The sequence below is a fragment of the Coleofasciculus sp. FACHB-712 genome, from assembly GCF_014695635.1.
Taxonomy (GTDB): domain Bacteria; phylum Cyanobacteriota; class Cyanobacteriia; order Cyanobacteriales; family FACHB-T130; genus FACHB-T130.
Genome location: NZ_JACJOQ010000383.1, coordinates 1 through 21,141, shown reverse-complemented (window position 1 = coordinate 21,141; position 21,141 = coordinate 1). Strand labels below are relative to the sequence as shown.

General features: G+C 47.5%; 13 protein-coding genes. 7 read left to right on the top strand and 6 right to left on the bottom strand.

Annotated elements, in window-relative coordinates; genetic code table 11:
• Window positions 1–79: 79 nt before the first annotated feature.
• The 6 genes from H6F50_RS10865 (at window position 80) to cheB (ending at window position 14,260) form a co-directional block, all read left to right on the top strand.
• Complete coding sequence (locus H6F50_RS10865; protein WP_190428703.1) at window positions 80–5,206, top strand: PAS domain S-box protein; 5,127 nt, start codon at window positions 80–82, stop codon at window positions 5,204–5,206.
• A gap of 124 nt (window positions 5,207–5,330) precedes the next feature.
• A complete protein-coding gene (locus tag H6F50_RS10860; protein WP_190428702.1) occupies window positions 5,331–6,911 on the top strand; it encodes a CheR family methyltransferase in 1,581 nt (526 codons plus the stop codon).
• A gap of 5 nt (window positions 6,912–6,916) precedes the next feature.
• Complete coding sequence (locus tag H6F50_RS10855) at window positions 6,917–7,975, top strand: chemotaxis protein CheW (RefSeq protein WP_190428701.1); 1,059 nt, start codon at window positions 6,917–6,919, stop codon at window positions 7,973–7,975.
• Between the two features lie 797 nt (window positions 7,976–8,772).
• Window positions 8,773–10,353, top strand: a complete 1,581-nt coding sequence (locus H6F50_RS10850) for a methyl-accepting chemotaxis protein (RefSeq protein ID WP_190428700.1) — start codon at window positions 8,773–8,775, stop codon at window positions 10,351–10,353.
• 259 nt (window positions 10,354–10,612) lie between these two features.
• A complete protein-coding gene (locus H6F50_RS10845; RefSeq protein WP_190428710.1) occupies window positions 10,613–13,153 on the top strand; it encodes a hybrid sensor histidine kinase/response regulator in 2,541 nt (846 codons plus the stop codon).
• 54 nt (window positions 13,154–13,207) lie between these two features.
• On the top strand, window positions 13,208–14,260 hold the full coding sequence (gene cheB, locus H6F50_RS10840) for a chemotaxis-specific protein-glutamate methyltransferase CheB (protein ID WP_190428709.1): 1,053 nt from the start codon (window positions 13,208–13,210) through the stop codon (window positions 14,258–14,260).
• Between the two features lie 94 nt (window positions 14,261–14,354).
• Here the strand turns inward: cheB and trpA are convergent, their stop codons facing one another.
• The 6 genes from trpA to pgl form a co-directional block, all read right to left on the bottom strand.
• The gene (gene trpA, locus H6F50_RS10835) at window positions 14,355–15,152 is read right to left on the bottom strand and encodes a tryptophan synthase subunit alpha (RefSeq protein ID WP_190428699.1); all 798 of its coding nucleotides are present in this window, start codon (window positions 15,150–15,152) and stop codon (window positions 14,355–14,357) included.
• A 148-nt stretch (window positions 15,153–15,300) separates the two neighbouring features.
• Complete coding sequence (locus tag H6F50_RS10830) at window positions 15,301–15,612, bottom strand: DUF3007 family protein (RefSeq protein WP_190413560.1); 312 nt, start codon at window positions 15,610–15,612, stop codon at window positions 15,301–15,303.
• A 24-nt stretch (window positions 15,613–15,636) separates the two neighbouring features.
• Entirely contained in the window at window positions 15,637–15,849 is a 213-nt protein-coding gene (gene ndhL, locus H6F50_RS10825) for an NAD(P)H-quinone oxidoreductase subunit L (RefSeq protein ID WP_190413562.1), read from the bottom strand.
• Window positions 15,850–16,746: 897 nt separating this feature from the next.
• On the bottom strand, window positions 16,747–17,238 hold the full coding sequence (locus H6F50_RS10820) for an FHA domain-containing protein (protein WP_190428698.1): 492 nt from the start codon (window positions 17,236–17,238) through the stop codon (window positions 16,747–16,749).
• Window positions 17,239–17,702: 464 nt separating this feature from the next.
• Window positions 17,703–18,482 (bottom strand): FHA domain-containing protein, encoded by a 780-nt coding sequence (locus H6F50_RS10815; protein ID WP_190413566.1) that lies wholly within the window; start codon window positions 18,480–18,482, stop codon window positions 17,703–17,705.
• A gap of 110 nt (window positions 18,483–18,592) precedes the next feature.
• Window positions 18,593–19,318, bottom strand: coding sequence for a 6-phosphogluconolactonase (gene pgl / locus H6F50_RS10810; protein WP_190428697.1), 726 nt, complete (start codon window positions 19,316–19,318; stop codon window positions 18,593–18,595).
• 208 nt (window positions 19,319–19,526) lie between these two features.
• Between pgl and H6F50_RS10805 the strand changes: the two genes are divergently transcribed.
• Entirely contained in the window at window positions 19,527–20,864 is a 1,338-nt protein-coding gene (locus H6F50_RS10805) for an N-acetylmuramoyl-L-alanine amidase (RefSeq protein ID WP_190428696.1), read from the top strand.
• Window positions 20,865–21,141 lie beyond the last annotated feature (277 nt).

Below are 21,141 nucleotides of genomic sequence, written 5' to 3'. Positions count from 1 at the left end.
TCATCCGGTTTTAATAAAAGTAAACATTTATACAGCTAGCTCCTAAAAAGTGCAGCATTCGCAGAAAAGGGCGCTTAACATGAACGCAAGAATACCTGGAAACGGAGCAATCCCGCTCGATGCTCTGGGATGGTGTCCGCTACTCAACTCTATCCCCGATCGCATCAGCGTTACAGCTCCTCCGGAGCTAGCGTATCTTCAAATATCTGTAGCTGCTTTCGACGATCTGACCCGTTTAGCAGCCTATATTTGCCAGACAAAGATGGCTTTGCTCAGCTTTATGGATGGCAAACAACATTGGCTTCAGTCAAAATTGGGCATTTCTACCCCAGACACTGACGCCTATGTTGCTTTCTGCACTTATGCCATCCTGCAACCAGAAATCTGCGAATGCGAGTTGATGCTCGTTCGGGATACCCTGTCTGATAAACGGTTTGCTAGCCATGCCTTGGTGAAATTCGATCCAAAAATCCGATTTTATGCGGGTGTGCCCTTAGTCACGTCTGAGGGCGTGATGGTAGGGGTGCTATCTGCCCTCGATGATGTGCCGCGAGATTTAAGCAAGGAACAGCAGCAAGCACTGGGGACATTAGGAAGGCAAGCGATCGCTCACTTACAACTGGGAAAAAACTTAACAAACCTCGAACAAATTATCATCAATCAACAGCAAACTGAAGCAGCACTTCAGGAGAAAGAAACCCGATTTCAGTTGGGACGAGCAGCTTCTGGCACTAACATTGAGGATTTTAATCTTTTGACAGGTGAAGGAATCGCTCTAACAGGATCTGATAATTTAGAGGGGCTATTGGGTTTAGTTCCGGGCACTGACGCAACTCAGGAATGCTTCCTAAAATGGGTTCATCCTGAAGATCGGGAACTTGTCGCTGGGGCGATCGCTGACTCTATTCAGGGTAAAACAGACCACGAGATTGAATTCCGCATTGTCTGTCCTGATGGCAGTATCCGCTGGCTAGCGGGAAAAGGCAAAGTTCTTTACAGCGAAACGGCAACAACGGTTCGCACGATCGGCACAGTTATGGATATCACCAAACGTCAGCAAACTGAAGATGCCTTGCGTCGAGCCGCCGCAGAAAATCTGAAACTGGCACAAGCTGTAAAGTCAGTTTCAGATGGAGTTGTCATCGTCGATCCCCATCAACCAAATTGCCCGATTGTTTACGCGAACCCAGCTTTCACCCGAATTACTGGGTATCAGCCAGAGGAAGCGATTGGTCGTAACTGCCGGTTTTTGCAAGGTGCCGATACCGATCCAGAAGCGATCGCAAAAATTAGGAATGCGATCGCTCAAGCGAAAGAAGTTAAAGTCACGCTGCTAAACTATCGCAAAGATGGTCAACCTTTCTGGAACCAATTAAAAATTTCGCCCGTGTTCTCAGATAATGGCGATTTACTTTACTTGGTTGGCATTCAGACAGACATCACGCTCTCCAAGCGAGCCGAGACAGCGCTTCTGAAGAGCAAAACTCGTCTTCAGTTGCTTAACAGCATCTCGACTAAAACCCGATCTGGTTTGTCGATAGAGCAAATAATTGAGCGCACGCTCAAACAAATTAGCGAATATTTCCCTTATCTGCGAATAGCTTACTCAACGATTAATCACCAAGGTATCTTGACGGTAATTTCCTCCATCGAGCCGCCAGGAATGCCGAAACTCTCAGGAGCGGTGGTTGACCTCACTGCGGCTCCGGAGTATCTCAATGCCTTGCAGATGGGCGAATCATTCATCTGTAACGATGTTACCCAAGACTTCCGGCTAGCACCTCTCGCTGATGTCCTGCTGGCAGTCCAAACCCAGTCTATGCTTGACGTACCGTTTCCGTATTCCGACCAGTTAGTAGGCTTGCTGTGCTTTGACTCGCCGCAACCATACAAATGGAGCGAACATGAGCTAGCCACCTTAACTGATATTGCCGGATACTTGATGATTACCATCAAAGACGCTCATGCACAACAAGAGCGTCAGCGAGCTGAATTTGCACTGTCTGAATCTCTCAAAGAAGTGGCAGACATCAAGTTTGCACTCGCTCAATCTTCAATCGTGGCAGTCACTGACTCGACCGGAAAGATTAACTATGTAAACGATAAATTCTGCAAAATTTCTCAATACTCCAAAGAGGAACTGCTCGGACAAAATCACCGCATCGTCAATTCTGACTATCACCCCAAGGAATTTTTTCAGCAGATGTGGGCAACCATCAGTAGTGGCAGCGTCTGGCATGGCGAAATCAGAAATCGAGCCAAAGACAAAACTTGTTACTGGGTAGATACCACCATTGTGCCCGTCTTAAATTCCGATGGAAAACCCGTTGAATATGTAGCAATCCGTCAAGACATCACTGAGCGCAAAAGGGCAGAAGAATTACGACGGCAGAGCGAACAGCGCTTTCGCGCTTTAGCTGAAGTGATTCCGCAACAGGTATGGACGGCACAGCCAGATGGCGCACTCGATTATGTGAACCAGCGCGTTCTAGAATATTTCGGACGCACCTTTGAGGAAATGGTGGGCTGGGGATGGCAAGATGTGCTGCATCCGGAGGATGTGCCGGGGTGTATTGCCCGCTGGAGTCATTCTCTCTCTACGGGAGAGCCTTACGAAGTTGAATTTCGCCTGCTGAATGCGGCTGAGGGAAACTATCGCTGGCACTTGGGACGGGCGGTACCCGTGCATGATAACGAAGGCAGGATCGTTAGTTGGTTTGGGACGAACACGGATATCGACGAGCGCAAGCGGCAAGAGGAGGAGCGCATCCAGCTTTTGGCGAGAGAACAGGCGGCACGCGAGGCGGCTGTCAACAGCGAGAACCGCACTCGGAGCATTTTGGAAAGTATTACCGATGCTTTCTTTACTTTAGATACCGAGTGGCGATTCACCTATTTGAACTCGCGGGCAGAGCAGCTTTTATTTAGAAGCAAAGATGAGTTGATTAATCAGTGTATTTGGGATGAGTTTCCAGAAGCAGTCACTTCTAATTTTTATCAGGAGTACCAGCGGGCAGTTGCCAATCAAGTAACGGTTCACTTTGAGGTGTTCTACGAGCCGCTGGAGTCGTGGTTTGAAGTGCGGGGCTATCCCTATCAAGATGGTCTATCGGTTTATTTCCGGGATGTTACAGGTCGCAAACAGTCAGAAGCAGCACTGATGGAGCGATCGCGCCTCTCGACCCTAGAAGCAGAAATCGGTACTGCTTTGGGTGCGGCTGGGTCTTTATCAGAAAGTCTCAATCACTGTACGGAAGCAATGGTGCAGCATCTCGATGCAACTTTTGCTTGTATCTGGACATTTAACCAAAAACTCAATCGCTTGGAATTGCAAGCAACGACAAGGGTTGATCGAGACAGCGAATTGTATTGGCAAGATTTGTTGGCTCAGCGTCACCAAGTTCTAGACGGTACCCTCGTCGGCTTCGTCGCTCAAACTCGTCAACCCTACCTGACTCAGGATAGTAATTATCGGTCTGGGGGCGGGTTGGAAGCCCGCTTGTACGATGATTTTGTCGCTGAAAGCTGTTTGCGAATTCCCGAAAGCTATTTAGCAACCTATCCCCTGATTGTCGAAGAGCGACTGGTGGGCGTCATGGCTGTATGCAGCAGCCAACGCTTTACCGAAGCCGTTCATCAAGTCTTAGGGTGGGTCGTCAACGCGATCGCCATCGCCATCGATCGGTCTTGGGCGAAAGAAGCCCTCTCGGCACGTCGGGAAGCCTTGCTGTTCCGCTTAGCAAGCCAGATTCGAGATTCCCTCGACCTAGATACCATTCTGGGAACCGCCGTAAATGAGATTCGCGGTTTGTTGCAAGTTGACCAATGTCAGTATTTGTGGTGCTGGGCGCAGTCCAATCAGGCGAGTCTGACCGTAACTCACGAAGCGACAGCAGAAGACAGTAGACCGAGTTTGCTCTCCGAGTGTCCCCCAGAAAAACTCGATCCCCTAAGCGACAAAATCCGCAAACTTCAGACTTTGCGGGTTGACGATCTGACAAGCGATCGCAGCCTAAATGCCGAGGATGGAGAAATGCAAATCGCACCTCTACTGAGCAATTTGGGCGTTCGTTCGGTGCTGCTGCTACCTTTGAAAACCCACGCCGGTCATTTAGGCGCGATTGTCTGTAGTCATAGCAGTGGATCTCGTCCCTGGCTTGACAGCGAAATTGAGCTACTGCAAGGCGTCGTGGATCAGCTAGCGATCGCCATTGACCAAGCCGAACTCTACGCCCAAAGCCGTGCCGCCGCCCGTGCCGCGCAAACCCAGACGCAACAACTAGAGCAAGCATTGCACAATCTCAAACAAGCCCAATCTCAGCTGATTCAGACCGAAAAAATGTCCAGCTTGGGTCAAATGGTCGCTGGGATTGCTCACGAAATCAACAACCCAGTCAATTTCATCACCGGCAACCTCAGCCACACCAGCGACTACATTCAAGACCTACTCGATCTCGTACACCTCTATCAACAGCACTACACCAATCCCGTTCCCGCAATTCAAGCGCAAGAAGAAGAGATTGATTTAGAGTTCATCATTGATGACTTGCCCAAAATGCTATCTTCCATGCAAATGGGCGCTGACCGCATCCGTCAGATTGTCTTGTCATTGCGGAACTTCTCTCGTCTGGATGAAGCTGAAATGAAGCCGGTCGATATCCACGAGGGAATCGACAATAGTTTGCTAATTCTCCATAGCCGTCTGAAACCCAATGGCGCTTACGGCGGGATTCAAGTCTTGAAGGAGTACGGCAATCTTCCCTTAGTCGATTGCTACGCCGGTCAGCTCAATCAAGTGTTCATGAACATTCTCAGCAATGCGATTGATGCCCTCGACAGCCAACCCGAACCAAGGAAAATTACTATCGCCACCGAAATCCGTAATCGTCTAACGGGTAATGAGGAAGAGACTGGAAGCCCTAACACGTCGCTGACGCCAATCACCGAAGATCCATTACCAATGACCAAGAACCAAGTCGTTGTGATTCGGATTCGAGACAATGGCCCAGGAATGCCAGAGAACGTTATCAAGCGTCTGTTTGACCCCTTCTTTACCACCAAGCCAGTCGGCAAGGGAACTGGTTTGGGGCTATCCATTAGCTACCAAATTGTGGTGGAGAAACATGGCGGAATGCTCAAGTGCGTGTCAGAACCAGGACAGGGAGCAGAGTTTTGGATTGAAATTCCTATGATTCCTTGCCTGTAACCACTCAACACGACTAAGCGTTGCCCTTGCCGAGGAATGCATCTGCCGCTAAAGCGATCGCCCTCTTGTATTCAGTAAGCTATTTACTCGTCCTACCAGGGAAGTTTAATGAGAAGGAGATTCCGTGTCATTTCAAAGACAATTTAATGAAGCTCTCATACAGCGTTTTATACAACTCATTGGGACTCATATAGGCTTACAGATTCGTCCGCAAGAGCGAGAAGCTTTATGTGAAAAAATTTGCTTCCGGATGAACGTCATTTCGATCTATCTTCCTGAGGCTTATTACCAATTATTAGAAACCGATACTTATCAAAGTCAGGGCGAATGGCAAGAACTAGCGAATTTGTTAACAATTGGCGAAAGTTACTTCTTTCGAGATAAAGGTCAGTTTTCTCTATTAAGATATCAAATTTTACCGCGATTGATAGCCGCTAAAAAGCAAACGAAAACCCTGCGAATTTGGAGCGCGGGATGCTCAACTGGCGAAGAACCTTATTCTCTAGCGATTCTCCTCACCGAACTCATTCCAGATTGGGAAAGCTGGAATCTCTATATTTTAGGAACAGATATCAATCAAGAGTCTATCAATAAAGCAAAACAAGGAGTTTATAGTTCTTGGTCATTTCGATTGTTAGACCAGAAACTACAAAACTGCTACTTTGAGCCACATGGGACGGAATGGAAAATTAACAACAACATTCAAGACATAGTTGATTTCAAAACTGTCAATTTAATTAAAACGCCCTTTCCTAATTTATTGTTAGATGTTCAAAATATTGATTTAATTCTTTGTCGAAATGTCTTTGTTTATTTTGATAAACCTGCTATTTCACTTGTTGTCAATAAATTTTACAATACTTTACAACCAGGAGGATATCTTTTGACGGCTCATGCTGAACTTCAGGGGATAGATATCAGCTTATTTCACACGGAGTCGTTTCCCGAATCAACGAGCTATCAACGCCCTAAAGAGACGGTTGGAGGGAAGCTTTCAAGGAAGAAAGCAAAAGTTTATTCTGACACTGAAGAACCAATACTTTGCCCATCTTACCCAGCGGCAAATAAGGTAAAAATAGAACTTGCACAATTAGTTCCTAAAAGTTATTTTCCGGTACCAGTAAGAGAAAAAAATAGTAACGAAGTCAATGAATGCGGACGCCTATCTAATCTTGAAGTCAGCGAAAAACCGGCGACTACTTCAAGCTTTCAGACACTTATCTGTGAAGCTAAAACCCTTTTCAAACAGAAGTATTATCCCTCAGCAATTCAAAAAACAGAGCAAGCGATCGCTTTGTCACCCAAAAACTTTGACTCTTACTATCTCATGGCTCAAATATATGCCAACTTAGGTGAATATGACAAAGCAGTTCACTACTGCCAACTAGCACTTAAAATCGATTCTCTTTCCGAAAAACCTTTATACCTACTCGCCCATATTGCGGAAGAACGGGGGGATGTTGAAGAAGCTAAAAGTTTATTAAAAAAAATCATTTACTTAGTGCCTTCCTCTATCTTGGCATATCTGGAAATTAGCGGCATTTACGAACTAGAAGGAAATCTTTCTAGAGCTTTAAAAATGCGAACAGTTGCTTTAGAAATTTTAAAAAAGTTACCCCAGGAATCGATAGTTGAATCTCCAGAAAAAATGACCGTTGGAGAATTGAGCGTACACATCCAAAAAATGTTACAACCACAGTTATAATCTCTATGGAATATAAACAATATATTATTTTCAGCTTGAATGCTTCCCTTTATGGAGTAGAAGCATTTTCAGTACAAGAGATTTTCTTTCTCCCAGAGTTAACGCCAATCGTAGAAGCACCGCCTGAAATGGTAGGAGTGCTTAATCTCCGAGGTGAAATCTTACCAGTTATGGATCTTCATTATCGCCTGGGGTACGGATTCCCAGAATATCGCCTTACGGATAGTGTAATTGTTCTGGTATGTCAGGGATTTAGATTTGGCATTATTGTCAATGAAGTTCATGACGTGCAGAAGATTTACACTAATGCGATCGCGGCAGATTTTTCCTATAAACGAAAAATCGCGAATCAACCCCATTTTGTTACGGGGATTGCCAATCTAGAGGCAGATATCGTGATGTTACTAAACCCGGAAAGGCTCCTCCAATCTACAGAACAAATTGAAACATTAATTACAGGAAAAACATCGCTAAATCCAGAAACAAAAGCTGATATTGCCTTTGGTTCTCCCAAAGAGAGACGCCTATTTTTCTCCAATAAAACCTCAGAAGAAATAGCGATTTTCCAGGAACGGGCAGAAAATTTAAGGCGACAAGCGGAGAACCAAGATTTTACGGGAAGCCGCCCGATGGCAGTGATTAATTTAAATGGTGAATATTTTGGGGTAGATTTGGGGAACGTGCGCGAATTTACTGATATTCGCAAAGTTACTCCGATTCCTTGTTGCCCAGCTTATATTGTCGGCAATATGAATTTGCGGGGTGAGATTTTGACATTAATCGATATTCGTGGGGTATTAAATTTACCATTGGGTAATTTAGAGAATACCGCGAAGGCGATGGTTGCTTGCATTGACGATCTGGTGGCTGGTTTGATAGTTGATGAGGTATTGGATGTGATGTATTTGCACCTGTCGGAGATGATGCCAGTACCTGCCGCAGCTCGTTCTGTTAATGATGAATACCTCCGAGGAACGGTTGCTTACGGCGAAAAGATGATAGCTATTTTAGATTTACCCAAAATCCTGATGCAAGCAGGGTTGATGGTTGATGAAGAAGTGTGATTAGTTGTTACATTCCATTGCCCAGAAAGCTTTATTTAATGCTGGTTGAGAAAGCAACCCAGGCGGCATCGTTAACATTAGAAGGGGCAGCGATGCTGAGAAGAGCGAAAGCCGCTATCTAACAGGTTGTTGGAGCGCTGAAGGCTCTCAATCAGCAAGCCAAAGACACCGCTTGCGGCATTACTCAACCGATTGGCACTTAAAACCTCAACAAAGCTGCGTTGAGATTCAAGGCAGTCATTTGGTTAATCTGTATGCGGCTGGTTAGCAGCGTGAATAAATATCATTTCTATATTTTAAGTTTTTTAAACTCTTAACACTCCTAGAGCGGAAGAGGGATTAATAATAAGAGCCGTTCTAACACAGGACTAAGTATGTATAGATTTTTAAAAAAATTCCAAAGAGTATTTTCTTGGTGGATTATAGAGATGTTAGGGGCAGGTTTGACTAAGAAATTTTACATTTCCTAAACAATCCTCTCTTTGGCAATTCAATTTTTTAGGAGAACCTGCCCTAAGAAGAATTTATCACCAGTATTTATACTAATCCTCTAGGTGTATTAAATTTAAAAACGAAAAGTCATAAAACGGGTAAATTAGCTACAGTATTTTGAGTTACTGGCTTTCTCTCACTCCTTGTATCGCCCTAAGCGATCGCTATCCAGCTAGTCATGGTGGCTTGACTGAGGAAACAAAAAAATACTAGTACGAGCAAAATCAAACTTAGCGCCAAAATCTGAACAAAGCTGCCTTCAATCTTTACCCAATCATCGAATTTAATAATGCAGGATAAGTCTGATGTTTAAAAGTTTATCTTTACAATCTCGATTAATCGGCTCATTTTTACTAATGGGTCTAATTGTATTAGTGATTGCTCTCGTAGGTTGGAGCGGAGCTACTCGGCTGGGCGACCATATTAATACACTGGGGAATAATACTTTGCCTAGCGTAACTGGATTGTGGAAAATCAATGAAGGACAGACCCAAATCCAGTCATCGGAACGAGCGCTACTCAATACATTTTTGAAAACCGAAAATCGCCAGTTTGAATTGAATAGAATTAAAAATGCTAAAGCGCAGATTGATGAAGGGTTTAAACAATATGAGTCAATTTCACAGACTGCCGACGAAAAAAAGCTCTATCAAAAATTTCTTGGGGACTGGAAAAGGTGGCAGCAAGACCATGAAAGATTCCTGGACATTTATCAACAATTTGCCAAACTGGGCGTCTTAGATCCTGCGAATCGGCTGGCTGAGCTTGTAAGTCAGGAGAGGCAGACCTCACCAGAATTTGCACGGGCAAAAGCGGCGGATGCCCTGCTGGACGAACTTAGCGAACTGGCAGCAAATGAAGAACTAAACTCATTTAACACAGCCACAGAATCGGTGCTAGCAGTTGTGGAATACAACCAGAACTTTGGGGAAGCAGCCCAGAAGGCAGCAGAAACAGATGTGGCTCAAACCTCTTTTTGGGTGTTTGTTGGGATGATTCTTGGCCCCCTGACTGCGATTATTTTTGGTGTTTTCTTCAGCATCACGATTGCTAAGCCGCTGGGTGCCAAAATATCTGGCATTGTCAACACGATTGTCACTTCTTCATCAGAAATTGCTGCCACAGTAGAGCAACAAGAACGCACGGCAGCTCAACAAGCGGCGTCTGTGAATCAAACCACGATCACGATGGATGAGTTGGGTGCTTCATCCCAGCAATCAGCAGAGCAAGCCGAGGCAGCAGCAACTGGATCGCGGCAGGTGCTTTCGCTGACGGAGGGTGGAAGCCAAGCCGTCGGGCGAACTTTGGAGGAAATGGCGCTGCTCAAGGATAGAGTGGGAGCGATCGCTTCTCAAATTCTCCGTCTATCCGAGCAAACGAATCAAATCGGCAATATTTCTGGCTTGGTGAGTGACTTAGCCAACCAGACGAATATGCTGGCACTGAATGCAGCCGTTGAAGCTGTTCGAGCTGGCGAACACGGCAAAGGCTTTGCGGTGGTGGCGGCAGAAATTCGCAAACTGGCAGAACAAAGTAAGAAATCTGCCGGAAAGATTAACGTCCTGGTTAGCGATATTCAAAACGCGATCAATGTCACGGTGATGGTGACGGATGAAGGGACGAAAACGGTGGAAGCTGGGGTGAAAACCGCTCAGGGCACAGCACAAGCATTCACCGGCGTGGCTGATGCCATCGAAAATATCGCCATAAACAGTCAACAAATTTCGCTTTCTGCCAAACAACAAGCGATCGCGATTCAACAAGTCGTTGATGCAATGAGCAGCCTCAATGTCGCAGCTAAAGAAAATGCCAGTGGCATTACTCAAACTAAAATCGGCATCCAAAGACTGAATGAAGCGGCTCTGAACCTCAAGTCAGTGGTGTAGCGAATCCTATAGCAATCCGTGCAAAAGTCGTAAAATTATCTGCTCCTTTTTCTCTCTTACTTGGCGTCCTGAGCTTCCCCCTGCTTTGCTAGAGCGTCTAAGCGCTAAGGCACAGGCTCCGCCAACGCGGTTCGTTAACAAAAGAAAATTTCACTATTCAACCAGGATTGCTATATTCGCTTAAAAATATCCAAAAAAATTACGGCTAATTATCTCTAAAACTAAGAATCAAAAGCTAAAAGCTTCTCAGTTAACCATGATGATAGAAGACGACGAACTCCGAGATTTATTCAAAATTGCCAGCGAAGAACATTTGCAGAAACTTGATGATGGGTTGCTGCATTTAGAAAAGTACCCCAACGACGAAGCTCGACTAGAAGAATTATTGCGGGAAGCCCACAGTCTCAAAGGTGATGCTCGAATGCTGGGCGTGCGCGATGTGGAAACTCTCACCCATCAGCTGGAACATATTTTGGGAGGTGTCAAACGTGGCGAGACACAACTGGTATCTGCAATATGCGATCGCCTCTATCAAGGCTTAGATGCCATTCGCAAACTGGTCTGCGAAGCCGTCACCGGGGAACCCACAGGTATCAACACCTTTCTCGTCCTCGCCCACATGATGGGAGCTGAATTTACAACTCCAGCGAATCAGAATAATCAGAATTATTTAGACCAAGAAGGCGTTCAGCCAGAACATGAGGAAGCAGTTCAGCCAGAACATGAGGAAGCAATTGAGCAAGAAACCCTTGCCCCGGATATAACTTCCGAACTGCCCGAAACATCCGCCAACATAGAAGTATTACAGACAACATTTCTCCAAACACCCGCATCCCTCACACCAGTGGAGGTGGGTGTCAAACCTGCCCCTGATGCTCCCAACAGTAAGGACAGTCCACCCAACTTTTCGCACAACGGCTCTCAACACCCAAACTCCCCCCCCGTTGCCCTCGGCGAACCCTACCGCATCGAAACGATTCGCGTCGAAACCCGCAATCTTGATGCATTGCTGACCCAAGCAGGCGAACTCACCGTTACCAAAATCCGCATTGCCCATCGACTCGCTGAAATTGAGGAAATCGTGACGCTATGGGAGGAGTCGAGCCGTCTAAGCGTGCAGAAAACTTCAGCCCTGGCCCTACACAAAGAAAAGATAACAGGTGACAGGCAAGCAGTAAGTGTCACCTCTGCCGCTCAGAACGGGCGGAGGAACCCCATCTCTACAGCGTCGGTGGGGGGGCAATCCTACAGTATGAATGGAGGAAGCCAGCCTCTACAGGACTTCGATGAGCGCCTGGGAGTTCTGATCAACCAGTTAAGAGATGCCATCTATGAAGATACCGCCAGACTGGACACCATTGCCGGTGACTTGGAAGAAGGCATTCGCACTCTCCGCCTGTTGCCCCTATCCACCATTTTTCAGTTATTTCCCCGGATGGTACGGGATTTAGCCAGACAGCAAAATAAAGAAGTCAATCTGGTCATTGAAGGCGGCGAAACCAAAGCGGACAAGCGCATCTTGGAAGAAATGAAAGACCCCTTGATGCATATTCTTCGCAACTGCGTCGATCATGGTATTGAGACACCAGCAGAGCGGGAAGCGCAGGGAAAGCCGCGTACCGCCACTATTCAGATTAAAAGCTACCAAACAGCCACAAATATTGCGATCGCCATTAAGGATGATGGGCAAGGATTAGACATCGAAAAGATTAAGCAGACAGCTCTCAAACGCGGACTCTGTCGGGAAGAAGAACTTGCAGCCATGACACCGGCTCAAATTCACTCGTTGATTTTTGCCCCTGGTTTCTCAACGCGGACTTTTGTGACCGAGGTTTCAGGCAGAGGCATAGGGTTAGACGTGGTTCGCACCAATGTAGAACGTCTCAAAGGCAGCATTGAGGTTGAATCAACACCCGGAAAAGGCTGCACGCTTCGGCTCTGTTTAGGCACGACCCTGGCAACCGCGCCGGTACTGATTGTGGAAGTGAGCGGAAAAGCTTACGCCCTTCCAGTGGAGTTTGTGCAAACAATGCGGTTGATTTCCCAGAATCAAATTTTTACGATTGAAGGCAGAGAAACCATTGTTGTGAATGGACACCCGGTTTCCGTCGCGCGACTGGCAGATTTGCTGGAATTTCCAGTCGCCAGTAGCAACGGACAACGAACGACTTCTACCGATTTAGAACAACTGCCCTGCATTATTTTGAAAGTGGGAGATGATCAACTGGGACTATTCGTTGATGGCTGGGTAGATCAACAGGATGTGGTACTCAAATCTCAAAGTAAATTGCTCAAACGAGTTCGCAATGTGATTGGCGCAACTATCCTCGGTACCGGGGAAGTTTGTATGATTTTAAATCCTTCAGATTTAATTAAATCTGTGCGAAAACGAAACCCGCTTGTGAAATCGTTTGCACCCATTACAGAAGAAGCCAGAAAACCCGTAATCTTGTTGACAGAAGATTCCATTGCCATTCGCACTCAAGAAAAACGCATTCTGGAGGGTGCCGGCTATGAAGTGGTAACAGCAGTGGACGGATTGGACGGTTTCAACAAACTTAAAACTCGTTCTTTTGATGCGGTGGTTTCCGACGTGCAAATGCCGAATTTGGACGGTCTGAGTTTTGCTGCAAAGATTCGCCAGAATAAGGAATATAATGAAATTCCAATCATTCTGGTGACATCTCTGGCTTCAGATGAAGATAAACGCAGAGGTGCAGAAGCTGGTGCGAATGCTTACATTACCAAAGGCACTTTTAACCAAGAAATATTATTAGAAACCTTAAGAAGACTTGTGTAGTTAATCGCTAATCGCTAATGGCTTTTGAATAATTAGCAATTAGCAATGAACAAAATGCCAATTCGAGTTTTATTAGTAGACGATTCTGCGATTGCAATGGCAGTGCTGAAACGGATTCTGTCATCCTCACCAGAAATTGAAGTAGTGGGAATGGCTCAAACGGGTCGGGAAGCATTGGCATTGATTCCTTCTTGCTCGCCACAGGTGATTTGCACAGACCTACATATGCCACAGATGGACGGTCTGGAATTTATCTCTGAGGTTATGGCAACTTATCCTCGTCCGATTCTGGTGATTAGCACTTCGGTACAGGAAGAGGATAGGCAAAATGTTTTCCGGCTTTTAGAGGCGGGGGCAGTGGATATTTTTCCCAAGCCTCGTGGTGGTGCGGGATCGGATTATGAGTTGGTAAAACAGGAGTTAATTGGCAAGATTAAAATCCTCGCTGGCGTGAGTGTCTTTACCCAGTATCGAAAAAAGCCAGTTTTAGATTTTAAATTTTCGACGATAAATTCTCAAGCTAAAATCCCCCATCAAAAATCCAAAATCGTGGTAGTTGGCGCGTCTACTGGAGGACCGCAAGCTTTATACAACATTCTTATCCATCTGCCAGCGAATTTCCCCCTCCCGGTGATTTGTATTCAACACATCAGCGAGGGTTTTTTGCAGGGAATGGTGGATTGGTTAGGGTTGGAATGTCGTTTGCCCGTCAAAATTGCCCGTGCTGGGGAAATACCAAAAGCGGGAACGATTTATTTTCCACCGGAACGGCTGCATTTAGAATTGGATACTCAAGGCAGATTTTGTCATTCTGCCGCCCCGCCAGTGGGGGGACATCGCCCCTCTGTCACGGTCACTTTTAAGTCGGTGGCGAGTTTCTACGGTCAAGGAGCGGTGGGGATATTGTTGACTGGGATGGGTAGAGACGGTGCGGAAGGCATGGAAGCGATCGCTCGTGCCGGTGGCGTTACCATTGCCCAAGATGAGAAAAGCTGTGTGGTGTTTGGAATGCCAAAAGAAGCGATCGCCCTCGGTGCAGCACAGTATGTTTTGCCCGTCACCGAGATCGCGCCCATGTTACTCGCCAAAATCAGGGGTGGCGATTAGTTATTTAATCGGTAATTGGGCGGACAAAAATTTTAAGTGATGAGTTTTGAATTAAAAAACTCATCACTTAAAACTCACTACTTTACAAACGGGGTTAGGTTGTAATCGCCGTTTTCAAACTCCGGCAAAACTCAGCGATCGCATCGAGTCCCTGTTCGGGTGTTCCTTCTGCCAAACGTTTCACCAAGGCACTCCCGACAATTGCAGCATCTGCCCCCCAGTCTTTCACCTGACGGGCGTGTTCTGGCTCGGAGATGCCAAACCCAATGCCGATGGGCTTATCCGTAACGCTTCGGATCTGCTTGAGGATATCTTGCACCCGCGAGTCCAGTCCAGAGCGCATTCCCGTTACGCCAGTGACACTCACCAAGTAAATGAATCCCTGAGACTGACGCGCGATCGCTTCTATTCGCTCTGGGGAACTGGTAGGCGCTACCAATAAAACTACATCAATTCCCATACTGGCAGCAGTTTGCAGCAGATTGGAAGACTCCTCCAAGGGCAAATCTGGCACGACCAATCCCCGCACCCCAGCATTCGCAATCTGCTTGAAGAACGGTTCAATGCCTCGGTTTAGAATCGGGTTGTAGTAGGTAAATAGGACGATAGGCGATCGCACCTCTTTGCTAACCCCGGATACCATCTCTATTACCTGTTCCAAGCGGGTTCCCCGTTGCAAGGCGCGAGTCGCGGCAGCTTGAATCGTAGGTCCATCTGCCAACGGATCTGAATAGGGAACGCCCAGTTCAATCATGTCAGCACCGGCGGCATCAAGAACTTTTAACGCCTTAGCCGTGGTCTCCAGATCCGGATCTCCCGCTGTGATAAAGGGAATTAAGGCACATTCAGAGCGACGCGCGAGAGACTCAAAGCACTCGGAAATTGAAGTCATTTGTCAAAAATCAGTGGTCAGTGGTCAGTGGCACTTCGGGCGTTAGCAATTCACGGATCAGCAGTCAGGGGCAAACAAGAAACTACAGGCTCTTATACGGGCACAGCATTACCGTGCCCCTACACACCTGACCGCTAACGGCTATCAGCTATTTTTTTAATTTGTTTTCCCGTTCGATTTCAGCTTGCAGCTGAGCCAGTTCTTCTGGCGTCAATTCTTCCAGTCGCTTTTGTAAAACGGCTTCTTCATAGTCTTTGAGCTGCTGGTTATAGGTCATCCGTTTCGTTCCGACTCGGAACAGGTAGGTCAGCAGCCAGCCAACCAACCCGCCCACTAGGAAAACTTGACTCCAAATCCCCGCTTCCAGGCTATCTAGCCCAGCCACCAGCAACAGCAAATACACAATTCCACCGGCGGCAAAGACGCCGATGCCAATTCCAATGATGTCAATTCGTCGCATTTAGCGCTTACCCAACGACAAACCTTAACTCTGAACTTGCCGCCGCTTGGGTCGAAAATTCAAAAATGGGCTGAGGAGCAACAAACCTGGGAAGAAAAAGAAAACCAGGAAATACATGAAACTCCGTTCAAAGGAGCTAGCCACATACCAACGCTGTTGCAGGTAGGCATACAGGGCGAAGGGAATCACTACCAGGTAGGCTCCACTCAAAACTAGATACAATATCGCAACCATCATAATTTTTTCTGGCGGTAGAAGAACGAGCGCGAGTACCGGCGTCCCGGCGCGGACATCAACACAAAAAGTCTCCCAACAGAGAACTATCCGTTTAGACACCCGACGAACTGTCCATATTTTACCGTTTGCTGGAATCAGCCGCTTAATTAGTGAGACTACTAAAGGAATAGTTGCATAAAGTCCCCATTTAATGGTGCAATAGACAATGAAGTTAGTTTTGTAGAAGATACGTAACGACACTTCTCCCCATCGGGGGGGCATGGCGGAATGGCAGACGCTACGGACTTAGAAAACTGAGCCTTGATGGAGAAATCTGTCAAGTGACGGCTCTCAAATTCAGGGAAACCTAAATCTGGCAACAGACATGGCAATCCTGAGCCAAGCCAAAGTCAGTGCTTGAAGATTGAGGACTGAGTGAATTTAAAACTCAAAACTCAAAAACCAAACTTCAAAACTCTTTGGAAGGTGCAGAGACTCGACGGGAGCTACCCTAACGTCAAGCCGAGGGTAAAGGGAGAGTCCAATTCTCAAAGTCGTAAAAGACAGTAGCGAAAGCTGCGAGAGAATGAAAATCCGTTGACCGTAAAAGGTCGTGAGGGTTCAAGTCCCTCTGCCCCCATTTCAATTCAAGCCAAAATCAATGCTATCTCCAGATCGGCAATCCGTTGCTGTCTGAGAGATAGCATTGTGGTGAGATAGGCATTTTACTGGTATTTTCGCTTATTGCTAGCTCAATACCGTTTATAGCGTTTCTTAAGTTGAGTGGAAGATATCGCGGCTCTACGTTTTAACCGCGCCCATTAAGTAGGGGCTTTTTAATTGCCATGCCCCTACGGATATATTCCACACAACCCTTGAATTGCGATGGTAAAGACCCAGGACAGAATTTTGGCAACCCTAGGGTAATTTTTTAGATTTACCAAGATTTTCCAAAGCAGCAACCAGCTTCACGTTTGGTTGATTCTTTTCATCTGGTTCAAGCGAACGGGCATCTATGAAAGTCTCTCTATCTCTGGATTTCTCTTCAGACTTTCGAGTGACCGATTGCTTACCTGCAACCGTATTTAGCCTTGCCTTAGTTTCTGCCGAGCCAATCCGAATTTGAATTTGGGGGCCGGAGCTGGCGAGGCGAATAATCATCCCATCGACCACCGGCACTTGGTCGATGCGTTTTCCATCGAGATAGGTGCCGTTGGCACCTAAACTAACAACTTCCCAATCGGAAGCACTACGCCGAATCTCGACGTGGTGTCGAGAAACAACCGCACTGTAAAGAATGACATCATTCTCGGTTGACCGTCCAATCCGAATTACTACTGATTCGGGTTCAAAAGTCCAATTCTGAACTGGTATAGATTGGATAGGATGCAGCAGGGTCAGGGTAATCACCGATGTTACATATTCTAAAGATTTCCGTCTCTAGGCTTGGGACTCGTAACACTGTCAACTGACGTGACTTCCTCCATTCAATGAATTGAAATGAATCCCCCAATGACTGGAGTCAGACCGCGAATGGGTAGAACGTGGGCAGATGGAATTGTAAACCCTTTTGACCTCGTTCCACCTGGGTTTCGCGTTTTTAGTTCCAAGGCACCCACGGGTGTTACCAATGGCATCGTATCATGAGGGGGTCAAGTCGGTGTATCCCCCGAATTGATTCGCCGGGATTCCCAATTTCTCCCATCACAGGTTTATATAACTGTGGAATTTACATAAACCTGAGTCCGATGCCGAATTGTTTCCCTCAAGCCTATCACTTAAAAAAACAGTCTGCAATTGCCATGACCCCTCACCCCAAGAGGCGATGCAGCAGGCTTTTCAGGCTTTGCGATCGCATCGAACAGCCTCTGGGATTAAGAGAGTTGGAACAAGAAGGTCATCTTGTCGCCTTTGCCTAGGCCAATGCGATCGCCGGTTCTTAAACGGTGCCGATTGCCGCTAGGCAGGGGGTTATGGTTAATGTAGGTGCCATTCGCACTCCCAACGTCTTCGATGTAGAAGGCATCTCCCTCCACACGGATATCCGCATGAATCCGAGAAACAATCTCGGAATTGGGGAATCCTGAAACATCAATATCAGGTGGAATCTGGTCGTTTGGCTTGCCGATGTGAATCACCGACAGTTGTGCTGGCAATTCAATCATCGTATCCGTTTGGACGTGCAGCAAACGGGCATTCTGCTGCTGTAGCTGCGTTTTTGAGCTACCAGAAGTTGCTGCGGACGCGGGTGGAGTGCTGCTAGAAGCCGCCGGGGGGGTAACGCTTGCTTGCTCCTGTGCGGGTGGCTGACTGACCACTGTAGCTGGAACGGGTGCCACCGGAGCGGGTACATCCGGGCTAGAGCTGGGCATTGATGATTGAGGGCTAGCCACTAAAGGATCGGGTGCCACCAGCGGATCGGGTGCCATTAAGTCCGGTACGCCGGGGAACGGGTCTAGTCCTGTCGATGCCCCTACCTCACCTGGACTGCTCGGTCGCAGGTTAGAACCACACTGACCGCAGAAGGTAGCGTCGGTTTGGACGGGTGCGCCACAGTTGGGACAAGCGGTGGTGGCGGGTAAGGGGGTGTAGCAAGCCTCACACTGGGCTGCTCCATCAGGATTTTGGTGATTGCAATTCGGGCAGACAATCATAAAACCTCCTTGCAGGCTGTATCCCTCCTAGAGATGGGAGTGGAAGGTGGAAATTCAAATATAGTCTGAATGGCGAGGCGTCTTAACTTTTTAGTTTAAGACCGGCTAGTTCAAGACCGGCTTAATTCAAGACCGGCAGCCTCATCAAAAAGCCACCAAAGTTCGCCTTGGGGCTGGATTAACCGACTGGGATAGGTTTGGTCGTCAGCGGTAGGAGCAAAAACCTGAGCGAGAGCAGGTCGTTTACTCGCACCGGCAACCACAAATATGACACACCGAGCATGGTTAATTAGGGGTGCCGTGAAGGTGATCCGGGGTTGCCCATCTTTGTTGCCGACGGTAATCAGGCGATCGCGTACATTCAATGCTTCTGTGTGGGGAAACAGAGAAGCTGTGTGTCCGTCGTCTCCTATCCCTAACAAAATGAGATCGAACGCTGGAAATTCACCGGGTTGAACTTGAAAAAACTCCCTGATGTGTTGTTCGTGCTTATCCGCTGCAACAGATGGATCGGCTTCATCGGTTGGCATGGGGTGGATGTTGGCGGCTGGGATATTTACTTTATCCAGCCATGCACTCCGCGCCATCCCTTGGTTACTATCAGGATGGTCTGGCGGCACGTAGCGTTCGTCGCCCCAAAATATGTGAATTTTATCCCAAGGCAAATTTTGGGTCGCGATCGCTTCATACAACGGCTTGGGGGTGCTACCACCGGACAAGGCGATAGTACAGAGCGATCGCTGTTCGATTGCCCGGTGAATTTGCTCGACGCACACTTGGAGCGATCGCTCAATCAGCGCCGTTTTATCTGGTAAGACTTCAACGATTTTGTTCATCTATAGGGATGAATTGATGATTTCCAGCTCTACCATACCGAAAATCTTACAGTTTCTTCTTCTTAGTACCCATTAATATATGTGTCTGGAACAATTTATTCGCCGTTCTCCAAGAGGAAGCGTCAAGTTGGACTAGCCGTAGCACCCGGAAATCCTTATCGTGGTTGATTAATATAGATTACTGTTAGCGCTGGGGGAATCTTTCAAGATGGGACGAATTTTTATTTCAGCCGGTCATGGTGCTGGAGAGCCAGGAGGGCAAGCAGGTGGCACCACAGAGGCTCAAGAGATGATTCTGCTGCGCGACCAGATTGTACCCGAACTGCGATCGCGGGGTTTTGAAGTTCTTTCTGTCCCAGACGATCAGAACTCAACGCAGTCGATTTCCTGGATCAACGCCCGCTCTCGGAGCGGCGACGTGGCGCTAGAAATCCATGCCGATGCCTATTCTAACCCAGCGACTCGTGGCGCTACGGTCTTCTACATTTCCAGCAACGAGGAACGCAAGCAGAATGCCGAACTGCTACTCTTGGCGCTTTTGCGCCGCGTTCCCCAGCTGCCCAGCCGGGGAGTCAAGCCAGACACCGCCACCGGCGTCGGACGTTTGAGCTTCTGCCGCGACACTTTTATTCCCTCCCTGCTGATGGAAGTTGGCTATCTCACCAACCCGGATGACCGATTCTTAATTCAGAATCGCCGCCGCGACATCGCGCTAGGAATTGCGGACGGATTGGCATCTTGGAGCCGAGGCGGTACTCCCACCCCCGATCCTGGCACTTCCCCCACCTATCCTTCCATCAATATCAACATTAATAACCAGGTCTATGGGGAGAAGGGCGTTCTCATCAATAGCAACGCCTACATCCCTATTGACCTAGTGGACAGGCTCGCAATTGACTTGACAAATAACACCTCAGTCCGCCGCGTGTCCTACCGAGGTGTCGTCTATGTCAAAGCCATTGAACTTCGGCCTTTTAATATCTCGGTTGGTTGGGATAGCGCCACCCGCACCCTGTCTTTGCGCTCCATTTTACCCATCTGTCCCGGTCAACTAGATCGGATTATGGGATATGGAAATACCTCTGAGGTACAGATGATTATGTTCCTCAAAGCCAATAACGAGAACGCCCTCGCCCAGTTTCCCGACTTACCCAAACTTTACCGGGAAGAAGCCACAATTGAGGGCGTCAACTATGACATTGCTTTCTGTCAAATGTGTGTAGAAACCGGCTTTTTGCGCTTTGGGGGTGACATTAAGCCCAGCCAAAATAATTTTGCCGCTTTGGGATCGATCGGCGGAGCTTCTGAGAGCGCGACCTTCCCCAGCGCCAGAATAGGCGTCCGCGCCCATATCCAACACTTGAAAGCTTACGCGAGTTTGGAGCCTTTGGTGCAGGAACTGGTCGATCCGCGCTTTCGCTTTGTGACGCGGGGCGTCGCGCCGCTGATTTCTCAGTTGAGCGGACGGTGGGCAGCAGATCCGCAGTACGGTACCAAGATTGAGGCAACTCTCAGAAGGCTGTATGAGTCAGCGGGATTCTTGTAAGGACTGAGTAAGGGAGAGGGCTGAGGACTAAGGACTGAAGTATGAAGAGGGGAGAGGGCTGAGGACTGAGAGGAGAGGACTGAGGAGGGGAGAGGCTCCAGTTCACAAAAAACCCCTAGATAGGGGCGTGAATGAGGAGCCGAGGGCTGAGGTATTAACAAGGGATAAGGGAGAGACAACAGAACTCCAGATTCAACACTTTAGCCTTGGGCGCAATAAGTTAACTTCAACTCTCTTACTGTTTCATATCTCGCGTGCTTCTACTCGCCCTCAAATC